This is a genomic window from Bradyrhizobium sp. Pa8, from assembly GCF_052588265.1.
Genome location: NZ_CP176767.1, coordinates 9,325,888 through 9,340,092 on the forward strand (window position 1 = coordinate 9,325,888; position 14,205 = coordinate 9,340,092).

General features: G+C 65.0%; 13 protein-coding genes. 8 read left to right on the plus strand and 5 right to left on the minus strand.

All coding sequences use genetic code 11. The features are described 5' to 3' along the window. Positions 1-56: 56 nt before the first annotated feature. From ACKWRH_RS44300 to ACKWRH_RS44310, 3 genes are all read left to right on the plus strand, one after another. Entirely contained in the window at positions 57-1,031 is a 975-nt protein-coding gene (locus ACKWRH_RS44300; protein ID WP_445218671.1) for a hypothetical protein, read from the plus strand. A 256-nt stretch (positions 1,032-1,287) separates the two neighbouring features. Next, entirely contained in the window at positions 1,288-1,881 is a 594-nt protein-coding gene (locus ACKWRH_RS44305) for a L,D-transpeptidase (RefSeq protein ID WP_028151979.1), read from the plus strand. A gap of 86 nt (positions 1,882-1,967) precedes the next feature. Further along, positions 1,968-3,005, plus strand: coding sequence for an amino acid ABC transporter substrate-binding protein (locus tag ACKWRH_RS44310; RefSeq protein WP_445222589.1), 1,038 nt, complete (start codon positions 1,968-1,970; stop codon positions 3,003-3,005). A 279-nt stretch (positions 3,006-3,284) separates the two neighbouring features. Here the strand turns inward: ACKWRH_RS44310 and ACKWRH_RS44315 are convergent, their stop codons facing one another. Continuing rightward, positions 3,285-4,424, minus strand: coding sequence for an acyl-CoA dehydrogenase family protein (locus ACKWRH_RS44315; RefSeq protein WP_445218672.1), 1,140 nt, complete (start codon positions 4,422-4,424; stop codon positions 3,285-3,287). A 211-nt stretch (positions 4,425-4,635) separates the two neighbouring features. Further along, positions 4,636-5,835, minus strand: coding sequence for an acyl-CoA dehydrogenase family protein (locus tag ACKWRH_RS44320; protein WP_445218673.1), 1,200 nt, complete (start codon positions 5,833-5,835; stop codon positions 4,636-4,638). A 137-nt stretch (positions 5,836-5,972) separates the two neighbouring features. Here ACKWRH_RS44320 and ACKWRH_RS44325 point away from each other — a divergent pair, with 137 nt between their 5' ends. Then, complete coding sequence (locus ACKWRH_RS44325; RefSeq protein ID WP_445218674.1) at positions 5,973-6,518, plus strand: carboxymuconolactone decarboxylase family protein; 546 nt, start codon at positions 5,973-5,975, stop codon at positions 6,516-6,518. 90 nt (positions 6,519-6,608) lie between these two features. Beyond that, a complete protein-coding gene (locus ACKWRH_RS44330) occupies positions 6,609-7,103 on the plus strand; it encodes a VOC family protein (protein ID WP_445218675.1) in 495 nt (164 codons plus the stop codon). A gap of 130 nt (positions 7,104-7,233) precedes the next feature. Here the strand turns inward: ACKWRH_RS44330 and ACKWRH_RS44335 are convergent, their stop codons facing one another. Further along, on the minus strand, positions 7,234-8,472 hold the full coding sequence (locus ACKWRH_RS44335) for an MFS transporter (protein WP_445218676.1): 1,239 nt from the start codon (positions 8,470-8,472) through the stop codon (positions 7,234-7,236). Positions 8,473-8,655: 183 nt separating this feature from the next. Then, positions 8,656-9,903 carry an MFS transporter gene (locus ACKWRH_RS44340; RefSeq protein WP_445218677.1) on the minus strand — a complete coding sequence of 416 codons (1,248 nt, stop codon included), beginning with the start codon at positions 9,901-9,903 and terminating at the stop codon, positions 8,656-8,658. A 185-nt stretch (positions 9,904-10,088) separates the two neighbouring features. Between ACKWRH_RS44340 and ACKWRH_RS44345 the strand changes: the two genes are divergently transcribed. Further along, on the plus strand, positions 10,089-12,158 hold the full coding sequence (locus tag ACKWRH_RS44345) for a prolyl oligopeptidase family serine peptidase (protein WP_445218678.1): 2,070 nt from the start codon (positions 10,089-10,091) through the stop codon (positions 12,156-12,158). Between the two features lie 251 nt (positions 12,159-12,409). Here ACKWRH_RS44345 and ACKWRH_RS44350 read toward each other — a convergent pair whose 3' ends face one another. Next, positions 12,410-13,084, minus strand: a complete 675-nt coding sequence (locus tag ACKWRH_RS44350) for a DUF938 domain-containing protein (RefSeq protein ID WP_445218679.1) — start codon at positions 13,082-13,084, stop codon at positions 12,410-12,412. A 246-nt stretch (positions 13,085-13,330) separates the two neighbouring features. Between ACKWRH_RS44350 and soxX the strand changes: the two genes are divergently transcribed. Next, positions 13,331-13,687, plus strand: a complete 357-nt coding sequence (soxX, locus tag ACKWRH_RS44355) for a sulfur oxidation c-type cytochrome SoxX (protein WP_028155216.1) — start codon at positions 13,331-13,333, stop codon at positions 13,685-13,687. A 25-nt stretch (positions 13,688-13,712) separates the two neighbouring features. Beyond that, entirely contained in the window at positions 13,713-14,198 is a 486-nt protein-coding gene (soxY, locus tag ACKWRH_RS44360) for a thiosulfate oxidation carrier protein SoxY (RefSeq protein ID WP_445218680.1), read from the plus strand. Positions 14,199-14,205 lie beyond the last annotated feature (7 nt).

Below are 14,205 nucleotides of genomic sequence, written 5' to 3' on the forward strand. Positions count from 1 at the left end.
CTTGACTCCATGGACCCGTCCGTGGAGTTTCGCGACCGACGGAATCAGCGCCCGCAATGGACGACGCGACCACCAGCACCGACATTCGCCTTCGCGAAGGCGCCTCGATCGCGCAGCGGCTGGTCATGTCCGGCTTTGCGGCCGCCGTCGCGCTGTGCTTCACGCCGGGCCTGTTCACGCACGACACGTTGGAAGTGATCGTCTCGGTGGCCGCGCTCCTCGTGGGAGCAGCGTTCGTCGTCGGCATCATGCTGGCACCGGCGGTGGTGTGGATCATCACGCCGAACGAGATCCTGATCGGGCAACAGCGACCCTTTGGAAAGCTCCGGACCAGGATCGTCGCGAAAGACGACATCAGGGGATTACAGGTTCCCGGCAGCAAGCGGGCGAAGGCCCGTTTCCAGCTGGCCTTCACGCTGGCCTCGGGGGAACGCCTGACGTCGCCGCCGATCTCGGACGTCACGCATGTACGCGACACCGTGGCGCGGATCGTCACGCAATTCGACGTTCCCAATGTCGAGCCACCTCTCAATCCGCTCGATGCCAGCAATCCCGAGATGCATCTCGGCGAGCCGCTTGAGGCGTTTTCCACGCGGGACATCAGGATCGTCGCGCTGATCGCCGTCGCCTTGTCCGCCGTTCCCTACGCCTACAAGCTCTGGCGTGGATGGCCGCCCAGCCATGTCGATATCCTGCTGCTGCCGCTCGGCGCGATCGCCGCTTTCGCGGTTTACCGATACGCCAACCTCGTGACCGGCGCGTTCTGGATCATCCGCGAAAGCGATATCCGCGTCGAACGCCTGTGGGGCGACGGCACGCCGCGCGCCGACCATATCGAGGGCCACGACGTGAAGACGATTACCGTCGACCGCCGCGGCCGGTCCGAGGACGAGCACTGCATCATCACGATCCGGTTGCGCTCGGGGCGACGCTTTCGCAGCCCCCGCATCGGGTCGCGGCTCGAGGCCCGCGCAGTGGCGACCGAAATCGTCCGGCGGCTCGGGATCGCGCCGGAGAACAACAAGATTTAGAGCGCGCTACGTCCACATCGTCATGGCCGGGCTTGTCCCGGCCATGACGGATGCAGACTTGACAGCCTGCCACCCGGAGGACGTCGCCGACACTGCTTTTCGCGCCATCCCCTGTTTGTGGCATTGCCCGGCCTCGTCAAAAAACCAAAGCATTCTCGTGACATACCAGCCGGGCGCGCCATGAACTTGCCACGAAGCTGCCCCTGAGTTCAGATGGTCCGAATGATTTACGCTGTGGCAGCGGGGAGAGCTTGAAATGACGGATTATCGTCGCCTGACCGGGGCGTTCATCGCGGCGCTGGGCCTGGTCCTGACCACCTCATACGCCTCCGCCCAGCAGCCCGACCGCGGCGACGAGCCGGGGCTGGTCGCCGACGACGCCTACCAGCTCGAGCCGGAATGGCAGAAGCAGGTGGTGTACTTCCGCACCACCGAGACGCCGGGCACCATCATCATCTCGACCGCTGAGCGCCACCTCTACCTGGTGCAGCCGGGCGGGCGCGCGATCCGTTACGGCATCGGCGTCGGCCGCGACGGCTTCCAGTGGCAGGGGCTAGTGAACATCACCAACAAGAAGGAGTGGCCGGACTGGACGCCGCCGCCGGAGATGATCCAGCGACAGCCCTATCTGCCGCGCTTCATGGCCGGCGGCCCCGGCAATCCGCTCGGCGCCCGCGCCATGTATCTCGGCACCACCGTCTACCGCATCCACGGCACCAACCGCCCTGATACGATCGGCACCAAGGTGTCCTCAGGCTGCTTCCGTCTCGTCAATCACGACGTCGCCGATCTCTATGATCGCGTCCCCGTCGGCACCAAGGTGGTCATCCGGCAAAAGCCCGAGCTCTAAGTTTATCGTTTGAGCATGATCTTCCGGATCATGCTCTGCGCCCTCCTCCCAATTCCTTTTCCCGATTTTTTCGAGAGAGCAACATGATGCGCACTTTTCGAGGCGGCCTGCTGATCGGGCTCGCGGTTGCCGTGCTGGTCGGCGTCCTGGCGGTGATCTACGAGTTCTACGATACCCGCACGCTCAAGCGCACCGTGCGCCGCGGCGAGGTGCTGTGCGGCGTCAACAAGGGCCTGCCGGGCTTCTCGATCCCCGACGACAAGGGCAACTGGACCGGCTTCGACGTCGATTTCTGCCGCGCGGTGGCCTCCGCGATCTTCAACGATCCGAACAAGGCGAAGTTCGTTCCGCTCGACGCCGGCGAACGCTTCAAGGAATTGCAGAGCCGGAAAGTCGACATCCTCTCGCGCAACTCGACCTGGAGCATGGCGCGCGAGCTCGACTACGACCTCTATTTCCCGGCGGTCGCCTATTACGACGGCGCAGGCTTCATGCTGCCGCGTTCGCGCAACAAGGAGACGTCGCTGGACCTGACCGGCAGCAAGGTCTGCGTGCAGTCCGGGACCACGACGGCGCTCAACGTCGCCGATTATTTCCGCGCCAACAACATGAAGTATGAAGAGGTGAAGTTCGACAAGCTCGACGACGTCGTGAAAGCCTACGACACCGGCAAGTGCGACACCCTCTCCGCCGACGTCTCCCAGCTCTACGCGCTCAGGCTGAACCTCTCCAAGCCCGGCGACAACATGATCCTGCCCGACATGATCTCCAAGGAGCCGCTCGCGCCCGTGGTGCGCCAGCGCGACGACGACTGGATGATGATCGTGAAGTGGACGCTCTACGCGATGATCAACGCCGAGGAGCTTGGCGTGACCTCGGAGAACATCGACGAGGCCCTGAAGTCGAAGAAGCCCGAGGTGATGCGGCTGGTCGGCACCGAAGGCAATTACGGCGAGCAGCTCGGCCTCACCAGGGACTGGGTCGTCCGCATCATCCGCAACGTCGGCAATTACGGCGAGATGTACGAGCGCAACATCGGCGAGAAGTCCAAGCTGAAGATCCCGCGCGGCATGAACCAGCTGTGGAATGCGGGTGGCGTGCAGTACGCGCCGCCGGTGCGGTAACAGGTCTCTCCGCCGTCATTGCGAGCGAAGCGAAGCAATCCAGAATCTCTCCGCGGGAATAGCCTGGATTGCTTCGTCGCAAGAGCTCCTCGCAATGACGAGTTCGGGACAAGCTTTCTCCACACTCTCAACTGTCATCGCCCGGCTTGACCGGGCGATCCAGTATTCCGAGACGTCAATCGCATGCGGACAGGCCGCGGCGTACCGGGTCGCCCGGTCAAGCCGGGCGGCGACACCGCGTGTGAGGCGCCCCCTCGTCGCGCCTCTCCTCAACTCGCCTCAATACCCCCGCGCCCTCGCCAGTTGCTCGGTGTGGTAACCCGCATCGCCGAACAGCTCCTCGCACACCCTGGCGCGCTTCATGAAGAAGCCGATGTCGAACTGGTCGGTCATGCCCATGCCGCCATGCATCTGCACGCCCTCCTGCACCGCGCGCGTGGCGGTGGTGCCGGCGCGGGCCTTGGCCACGGCCACGCTTGATGCGGCCTTGGCGACGTCGGCATCCAGTGCCTGGAGCGCCTTCATCGTGGCGGCGCGGGTGATCTCGATGTCGACATAGAGCTCGGCGGCGCGGTGCTGCAGCGCCTGGAATTCGCCGATCAGCTTACCGAACTGCTTTCTGTTCTTGAGGTACTCGACGGTGCGGTTGAAGACTTCTTCGCTCAGGCCCACCATTTCGGCGGCGACCGCGCCGCGGCCGATGTCGAGCACGCCGTCAAGCAGCGCTGCACCCTGATCGACCTCGCCGAGCACGCTATCGGCGTTGACCTCGACATTGGCAAGCTCGATCCGCGCCGCGTTGTGCGCATCGACCATGATGGTGCGCTCGATCGCAACGCCCTTGGCCCTGGGATTGACCAGGAACAGTGTCAGCCCCTCACGCTCGCCGGCGGCGCCAGCAGTACGCGCCGCGACGATGAAGAGGTCCGCGACGTGGCCGTCGACGACCAGCGCCTTGGCGCCGGAGAGCTTGAAGCCGTTGCCGGCGCGCACCGCCTGGAGGCTGGTCTGGAGCGGGCGATGCTTTGCGCCTTCATCGATCGCGAGCGTCGCGAGCAGCGAGCCGTTGGAGATTTTCGGCAGATGTTCCGACTTCTGCGCGGCATTGCCGCCGCGGTTCAGCGCGGAGGCTGCGACCACGCTGGTGGCGAGAAACGGCGACGGCATCAAGGTGCGGCCGATCTCCTCCATCACGATGCCGGCCTCCATGAAGCCGAGACCGCTGCCGCCGAACTCTTCCGGCACCAGCAGGCCGGCAAAGCCCATCTCGGCGAAGGAATGCCAGAGCTCCTTGGAGAAGCCGGTGGGATCCTTGGCGTCGCGCAAGGATCGCAGGTGCGACACCGGCGCCTTGTCGCTGATCAGCCCGCGCGCTGAGTCGCGGAGCATCGATTGTTCTTCGGTGAGGACGAGGGCCATGGTGGTGTTTCCGATTCGAAATCTATTTTTTGTTCGTCATTCCGGGATGGCCCACTAAACTCGGGCTTGCCCGAGTTTAGTATTTTGGTTGCCCAAGTCGGCAGCAGCCGACTTGGGTGGGCCAGGCCCGGAATCCATAACCACGATCGGGACTATGGATTCCGGGCTAGCGCTATGCGCGCCCCGGAATGACGGGTGGTGAGAGCGTGCCTCACGCCCCCGGCAAATCCAGGATGCGCTTCGCGACGATGCCGAGCATCACCTCCGTCGTGCCGCCCTCGATCGAGTTGGCCTTGGTGCGCAGCCAGGCGCGCGGGCGGGCGCCCTGCCTGGAGCGCTCGCTCTCCCATTCCAGCGCGTTGACGCCGCCGGCCGACATCAGGATCTCGTGGCGGCGCTTGTTGAGCTCGGTGCCGTAATATTTCATCGCGGACGAGAACGCCGGATGCGCCTGGCCGGCCTTGGCGAGATCGACCGCGCGTTCGGCGCAAGCGGCGAGCGCGGCCTCATCGACGTCGAAGCTCGCGATCCGGCCGCGCAGCATGGAATCGTCGAGCTTGCCTTGTGCATCGGTGCCGACGGAATCCGCCGCGATCTGGCCGAGCGGCCGGCCGACGCCGCGCTCGCCCATGCCCGATATCATCGCGCGCTCATGCTGGAGCAGATATTTTGCGACGTCCCAACCGCGGTTGACGGTGCCGACCACGTGCGACTTCGGCACGCGGACACCGTCGAAGAAGGTTTCGCAGAACGGCGAATAGCCGGAGATCAGAAGGATCGGCTTGGTCGTCACGCCCTTCGAGGCCATGTCGAACAGGATGAAGCTGATGCCGTCGTGCTTCTTCGCCGCGGGATCGGTGCGGACCAGGCAGAAGATCCAGTCGGCGTAGTTGGCGTAGGAGGTCCAGATCTTCGAGCCCGTGATGACGAAATCGTCGCCGTCGCTCTCGGCGCGGGTCTGGAGCGAGGCGAGATCAGAGCCGGCGTTCGGCTCGGAATAGCCCTGGCACCAGCGGATCAGGCCCGCCGCGATTTTCGGCAGATGCTCCTGCTTCTGCGCCTCGTTGCCGTATTTGAGCAGCGCCGGCCCCAGCATCCAGATGCCGAAGCTCGACAGCGGCGGACGCGCGCCCATCCTGGCCATCTCGGCGCGCAGCACCTTGTGCTCGGCAACGCTGAGGCCACCGCCGCCATACTCCTTCGGCCAGTCCGGCACGGTCCAGCCCTTGTCGCGCATGCGCTCGAACCAGATGCGCTGCGGCTCGGAGGCGAATTTCGCATTGCGCCCGCCCCAGAACACGTCGCCGTCCGAGGTCACGGGCTTGCGCATCTCCGGCGGGCAGTTGGCTTCCAGCCAGGCGCGCGTCTCGCTGCGGAATTTCTCAAGATCTGTGGCTTCAGATTCGCTCATGGTCGTTTCCATCAATCAAAAAGACTTGTTGGGCGCGACTCTGAGCCATCGCACCGTGGAATTCAACCACTTCCGTGGCGCTGCATTCGGCTATAGTCGGAGCGATGGCGAGGCTTGAAAACAAAGAGGAAACAACAATGCGCCTGAAACTTCTTTCGCCTGGCGAAATGAACGAGAGCCAGCGGCAGACCTATGACGAGTCGATCGCCGGCAAACGCGGCAAGCCGCCGGCGCCGATGATGGCCTGGCTCAACAGCCCCGACATGGCCCGTCACGCCACGCGGCTCGGCGAAGTCCTGCGCTACGACACGATATTCCCCGCCAAGCTTTCGGAGATCGCGATCCTGGTGACGGCGCGGCACTGGACTGCGCATTACGAATGGTATGCGCATAAGCGCCTGGCGCTTGCCGGCGGCATGGACGCCAAAATCATCGACGCGATCCGCGACCGTCGCACGCCTGTCTTCGACGATCCCAAGGGCAAGATGATCTACGACGTCGCGAAGTCGCTGCATGAAGGCCATGGCGTCGAGAAGGGCCTCTACGATGCGGCCGTCGCGTTGCTCGGCGAGCGCGGCGTCGTCGAGGTGATCGGGCTGTGCGGCTATTACACAATGGTGTCGATGACGCTGAACACGTTCGAGTTCGAGCTGCCGGAGGGCGAGGTGCCGGAGCTCTCATAGTTTCGTATCCGGAAACGATGGGTTTCAGGACAGGCAGGTGGCACTGTCCCGAAGCCGGCCTTATCTGGAGTTGGTCAACGGAGCAGCACCATGTCGCAAAGCCAAGCCGTCGCCGCCGGCACAAGGATCGGCCACGTTCACCTCAAGGTCGCCGATCTCGATCGTGCGCTCGGTTTCTATTGCGGCGTGCTTGGTTTCGAGCTGATGCAGCGGATGGGCTCGGGCGCGGCGTTCATCTCGGCCGGCGGCTATCATCACCACATCGGGCTCAACACCTGGGAGAGCAAGGGCGGCTCGCCGCCGCCGCCGGGCACGACAGGTCTCTTCCACACCGCGATCCTCTATCCGACGCGGCCGGCGCTGGCGGATGCGCTGCATCGCGTGCTCACGGCCGGCATTGCGCTCGACGGCGCCAGCGATCACGGCGTCAGCGAGGCGTTGTATCTGCGCGATCCCGACGAGAACGGCGTGGAGCTGTATTGGGACAAGCCGAAAGAGCAATGGCCGTTCGGGCCGGACGGCAAGCTTGCGATGTTCACGAAGCGGCTGGATGTCGAGGGGTTGCTGAAGCAGCGCGAGACGTGATGCCCCACTCTCTCCCCTCGTCATTGCGAGGAGCGAAGCGACGAAGCAATCCAGACTGTCTTCGCGGAAAGATTCTGGATTGCTTCGCTGCGCTCGCAATGACAGAGTGTGTGGAGGCGCCGTCGCGACTCTAGGCGACCTTTGACCGCGGCCTCCCCCGCACCATAATCAGCGCCGCGGCCGCCACCTCCAGCGCGATGCAGATATAGAACGGCAGCGAGTATCCGCCGGACCAGTCGCGGAGGAAGCCGACGACGCCGGGGCCGAACGCGTAGGTCACTTGGTTGATCGCCGTATTCAGGCTGATCAGCACGCCGAACGAGGCGGAGTCGAATTCCTGCTGCACGATCAGCGACGGCAGCGTGATGAGATTGCCGACCGAGAAGCCGAACACCGCGCAGGCCACGATCAGCACATAGTCGTTGTGCAAATTGATGACGACGCAAAGCGCTGCGGCCTGGCTCAGGAACGACAGCGCCGAGGCAAGCCGCTGGTTGAGGCGGTCGATCACCATCGAGAACAGCACGCGGCCGATCACGGCCATCGCGGTCAGCACCGCGACCGCCACCGCCGCGCGCTCGCGGCCGATCACGGGATCGAGGAACGAGATCAGGTGCACGATGAAGCCGACCTGCGCGAACAGCACCAGCGCGAACGCAATCGTCACCGTGAGGAAGCCGACGTCGCGCAACGCCCATGCGCGGATCTCCGTCGACGATTGCGGCCTGGCCTTCGCCGTCGCATGCCAGCCGTGGAGATCGGGCGGCCGGCCGACGAGAAGGAGGATCACCGGCAGCAGCAACACCAGCATGGCGCCGGCGGCGGCGTACATCGCACTGGCGAAACCGATGTGGCCGATCAGGGTCACCAGCAGCGGCACGCCGACGATGCCGCCGAAGCTGGCGCCATTGAGCGCCAGGCTGATCGCCATGCCGCGCTTCTGGTCGAACCACAGGCTGATCGTGTTGGTGATCATGGCGAGACTGGTGCCGGCCCAGCCGAAGGCGAGCACGGCGTCGGCGAGATAGAGCTGCCAGGGTTCGCGCACCGCGCCGATCGCGACCGCGGCCGCCGCCATCGCCAGCGTGCCGGCGATCAGGCAGAGCCGCGGGCCATATTTTCTGACGGCCTCGCCGACGAAGACGACGAGCAGCGTACCGAACAGATAGAAGAACGTGGTCCCTGCGGAGATCAGCGAAGCCGGCCAGCCGCGCGCGCGCTGGAGCTCGGCGACATAGACGCTCTGACCGTAGAAACCGAGCCCCCAGCCGAAGGTCGCGAGCAGGAAGCAGACCGCGACGATGCGCCAGCCTTCGTAGCGGAGGGAGGATTCGTCGATGGGCGCGTCGTGCCGGGGACTGTCGAGCATTGGCGCTTTTCCTTCGCTGTCCCGGCGTCGGGACAACTTCTCCATGACGAGCATCATGTAACGATGCAGGACCAGAAAATCACTTCGACCGTGATCGAAGTATCAACGCTGCTGACAGCCTCCCGCCAACCTATTGAGCATGATCTTTCCGGAAAACCGCTACGCACTTTTCCGGATCATGCGTCAGATCGCATCCGGGAACTCGCCCATCGCCGCGTCCAGCCGCGCCTTGCGGCGGCGGGCCCAGGACGCCAGCAAGAGCACGGCGAGGCCAAGCACCACCGGCGGGAACACCACCATGTTCACCGCCGACCAGCCGTAATTCGCCAGCAGCTGGCCGGAGGAGAACGAGCCGATCGCCATCATGCCGAACACCAGGAAATCGTTGAAGGCCTGCACCTTGTTGCGCTCCTGCGGACGGTGCGTCTCGAGCACCAGCGCGGAGGCGCCGATGAAGGAGAAATTCCAGCCGACACCGAGCACGATCAGCGTGGCCCAGAAATGCATCGCGGTGAGGCCGGAGAGACCGATGCCGGCGGCCACGGCCTCCAGCAGCAGGCCGGCGGCGACGATCTTCGGCGCGCCGAAGCGGGAGATCAGTGCGCCCGTGAAGAAGCTCGGGCCGTACATGGCGACGATGTGCCATTGAATGCCGAAGTTGGAATCGCTGACACTGAGGCCGCACATCTTCATGGCCAGCGGCGCCGAAGTCATCACCAGGTTCATCATGGGATAGGAGATGACGCCGCACAGCGCGGCCGCGATGAAGCGCGGCTGGGTGACGATGTCGAGCAGCGGCCGGCCGCCGTGCAGATCTGCCGGTGCCGGCTTCGGCATGTCGACGCCCGCGACGATGCCCATCGCGACCAGCGCGACCGCAGCCTGCACCAGGAAGCTGAAGGCGAACAGATAGGGCGACCAGACGTCCATGGTCCATTGCACGAGCTGCGGACCGAGCACGCCGGCGAACACGCCGCCGGCCATCACCCAGGACACCGCCTTGGGCCGGTAGGCCGCGCTCGCGCCGTCGGCGGCGGCGAAGCGATAGGATTGCGCCACCGCGCCGTAGAGGCCGCCGAGGAAGGTCGCGACGCAGAACAACGCGAACGAGGCGTGCAGGATCGCGAACGAGCCGAGCACGCCGGTGAGGACGCCGCAGCCGGTGCCGATGACGAAGGCCCAGCGGCGACCGAAGCGGCGCGAGATCGCGCCGGTCGGCAGCGTACCGGCAGCGAGTCCTACGACGTACATCGACAGCGGCACCGTCGCGAGCGACATGTCGGGCGCGAGCGTCGCGCCGACGATCGAGCCGGTGGCGAAGATCACCGCCGAGTTGGCGCCGGTCAGCGCTTGCGCCGCGGCAAGGCGCACCACATTGGCACGCACGCGGGCGTCGGCAGCAATTTCGTGGGCTGTAGTCACGTCTAACATCGGCATTTCCGCCCGAGAGGACTTGTTGATTCCCGGCACTATGGAGGGGCGCGGGAGGGCGGGCAACCGGCGCAAACGGGCGCAGGCCATGCCTCTGACGCAATCGGAGGGATCATAACGAGCCGCGCCCTTGACGGCTTGCGCTCGATCAAATCCTATCCGCCGCGATCTTCAGGAGTTTCTTCATGTCCGTCGACGACAGGCCTACGCTCAGCGCTCCCGACGACGATCCCTGGCTCTGGCTGGAGGAGATCGAAGGCAAGCAGGCGCTCGATTTCGTCGCGCGGCAGAATCAACTGACGCTCGCCGCGTTCGGGGGCGCGGCCTTCGAGCGCGACCGCGATGTCCTCGCGGCGATCTACGATCGTCCCGACAACATTCCCTATGTCAGCCGGCGCGGCAGCGATCTACACAATCTCTGGAAGGATGCCGCCAACCCGCGCGGCCTGTGGCGGCGAACCACGCTGACGGAGTTTCGCAAACCGCATCCGGCGTGGGAGATCATGCTGGACATCGACCAGCTCGCGGCGGGCGAAGGCGAGGACTGGCTGCTGAGCGGGATCGCCACGATGCCGGGACGCTCGCGGGCGATTCTGAGCCTGTCGCGCGGCGGCAGCGACGCCGTCACCCTGCGGGAATTCGACCTCGACACCAAAAGCTTCGTCGCGGACGGTTTTACGCTGCCGGAGGCCAAGGGCGGTGTGGACTGGCTCGATGCCGATACGCTGCTGCTGTCGAGCGCCCATGGCGAGGGCATGGCGACTACTTCCGGATATTCGCGGACCGTTCGCGTGTGGCGGCGCGGCCAGCCTGTCGATCAGGCGCAAACGATCCTCGAGACCACGGCCGATCACATGGCGATGTCAGGCATGGCCGACGACACCGGACCGGCGCCGCGGATCTGGATCGTCGACCAGATCGACTTCTTCAATCACGCCATCTGGCTGCGCGATGCGGCTGGTGCGACGACGAAGCTCGATCTGCCGACCGGCATCTGGATGCAGGCGCATGGCGACTGGTTCGCGATGAAGCTGCGCAGGGACTGGCAGGTCGAGGGGCGGACCTATGCCACCGACACCGTGCTCGGCATCTCGCTCTCGGCGTTCCTCGCAGGCCACCGCGATTTCGCAGTCCTGTTCGAGCCCGGACCGCGACGCGCCCTGCAAGGCCTGTTCTGGGCGGGCGGCAGACTGGTGCTGTCGATCCTCGACGAGCTCAGGCCGCACTTCGAGATCTGCACGCCATCAGCGACGGGCTGGAGCCGCGAGACGCTTCCCGGCCTCCCCGAGATCGGCGTCGTCGACGTCTGGCCGCTCGATCGCCATCCGTCCGAGAGCAATGGCGACCTGCTCGCCAATGTGCAGGATCCGCTGACGCCGCCGTCGCTGCTGTTGCTGGAACGCGGCGTCGCAAGCCCGACCGTGCTGAAGCAGGCGCCGAAGACGTTCACCGCGGATGGCCTCGTGGTCACACAGCACGAGGCCATCTCGATCGACGGCGAGCGCATTCCCTATGTCCAGACGGGTCCCGCCGGCGAGTCCGGCGATGCGCCGGTCTATATGAGCGCCTATGGCGGCTTCGCCCATGCGGTGAAGCCGTACTACAACCCCTCGCTCGGCAAGCTGTGGCTCGAGCGCGGCGGCACCGTTGTGCAGGCGAATTTGCGCGGCGGCGGCGAGTTCGGCACCCGCTGGCACGATGCCGGCCGGCTCGCCGGCAAGAAACTCTCGCACGACGATTTCGCGGCCGTTGCCGCCGATCTCGTGCGACGCGGCGTGACCAAAGCAAAGCGGATCGCGGCGCAAGGCGGGTCGAACGGCGGCATCCTGATCACCAACATGCTGGTGCGCTACCCCGAGCGCTTCGGCGCGCTGTTCTGCACCATTCCGCTGATCGACATGCGCCGCTACACAAAACTGCTCGCGGGCGCGAGCTGGATCGCGGAATATGGCGACCCTGATAAGCCCGAAGAGTGGGAGTGGCTGAAGACCTACTCGGCCTATCACAACGTGAATGCCGGCCAGTCCTATCCGCCGATCCTGATCGCCACGACACGGCGCGACGACCGCGTTCATCCCGGTCACGCGCGCAAGATGGCCGCAAAGCTGCAGGCGATGGGCTACGAGGCCTGGTTTTACGAGCCGGAGGCCGGCGGCCACGGCTACGGCAAGGACAACAAGGAGCGCGCCGGCTTCGAGGTGATCGGCTTCCGGTTCTTGAAGGACAGGATCGGGTGGAAGGACGGGGAGGCGTAGTCGCGCTGTCCCCTTGCGGACTTCGACCGCATCACACCGTGAGGCGGCCACCGCTCTCTCATTCCCTCCCCCCTTGCGGGGGAGGGGCAGGGAGAGGGGTACTACACGGGGACTCTCTCGATTTGCGCGCGCGGCGGGTCGTCGATGGATAGACCGTTTCCTGGGCTACCCCTCTCCCCCGCCCTCCCCCGCAAGGGGGGAGGGAGCGCACCGCCTTCGTGGCGTGCACCCGGACATAAGTCAGCAGCGCCTCAAACGCGCGCGAATACCAGCGTCAGATTGTTCGCCGGCATCTCGATCGTATCGACCAAGCTTAGCCCGGCGCCGCGCGCGAGCGTCTCGACGTCGCTGATATCACGCACGCCCCATTCGGGATTGCCTTCGCGCAAGGAGGTGTCGAACACGGCATTGCTGAGCGCGGTGTGCTTGCCGTCGCGCTTGAACGGGCCGTAGAGGAACAGCTTGCCGTCGGCCCGCAAGTAACGGCCGGCACCGGCGAACAGGCCCTCGGCCACGCTCCATGGTGCGATGTGGATGACGTTGGCGCAGAACAATGCGGCAAGACTCGTCGGGCCCTGCCCGCTTCGCATCTCCGGACACCAGTCGGGGTCGGTGAGATCGATCCGCAGCGGCGAGCGGATGTTTTGCAGGCCCGAATGGACGCGCCAGGCCTCGATGCTCTTGAGGTGGCGCTGGTTGAGGTCGCTCGGCCACCAGATCAGGCCGGGCGTGTGCTGGGCGAAATGGACCACGTGCTGGCCGGTTCCGCTGCCGAGCTCGACCACGTTGCCGGTCAGGCCTGCGAGATGCTTTTCCAGCGCCGCCCAGAGCGGCTCGTGATTGCGATGAAATGCCGGTGCATCGAGCCGCCCATCCGGCTCGACCCGTCCGCCGTCCCCGCCAAATTCGACGACATATTCAGCCAATTGAGGTCCCCTTGAAAAAACGAGAACGGGAAAAAAACACGATGGGCGTCCAAACGCCCCGAAAACAGCCGGCCAGCGCTGCTGGCCCGAATCCGCCGAACAAGTAAGCTCTTTAGTTGCAATGCGGAAGATATTAACTCCATTTTGCCGCGCGCATAGTCTTGATTGTCAGGTGATCCCCTTTGTGCTTTGGAACACTATATTTCCGCGAACGAGATCATCGACATAACGCCTCGGAATGACGCCTTGACCGCCTTTCCACGGACGCCCGTCCTTTACGTCCTGCTGGCGATCGCCGCCGGCCTTGCCGCAGGCCCCGTGCGGGCGCAATCCGCCGTGGCCGATGGCCAGAAGCTCGCCTTCGACCGCGGCAAGGGCAATTGCCTGACCTGCCACGTCATCAAGGGCGGCGACTTGCCGGGAACGATCGGGCCGGAGCTGAAGGACATCAAATCAAAATACCCTGATCGCAACGAGCTGGTCGCGATCATCTTCGACGAGACCAAGCGCAATCCGCAGACCATGATGCCGCCGTTCGGCCGGAACCGGATTTTGACCGAGCAGGAGATCAGCGCGATCGTTGATTTCCTCCAGACCCTGTGACTTCAGGCACGCCAGGAGACCTCCGATGACCACGACCACCGGCCCTCATCCGACGCGTCGCCTGATCCTTCAGGGCGCAGCCGGCGTCGCGCTGCTCGGCCTCGGCAACCTGCCGTTCACGCCCGCGCGTGCCGCGGCCAACGACAAATATCCGGATGAAGCGTTCAAGCAGAAGAGCGAGGCGGACGCGATCAAGGCGCTCTACGGCAAGACCGCCGAGCCGTCCGACAAGGTCAAGCTCGACGCCCCCGAGATCGCCGAGAACGGCGGCGTGGTGCCGATCTCGGTGACGACGACGCTCGACAAGGTCACCTCGATCTCGTTCTTCGTGGCCGAGAACCCGAGCGCGCTCGCGGCAAGCTACAAGATTCCCGATGGCACCATTCCCGCTGTCGCCAACCGCCTGAAGATGGCCAAGACCACCAACGTGACCGCGATCGTGGAAGCCGACGGCAAGCTCTACAGCGCGACCAAGGAAGTCAAAGTCACAGTCGGCGGCTGCGGCGGGTAGGAGAATC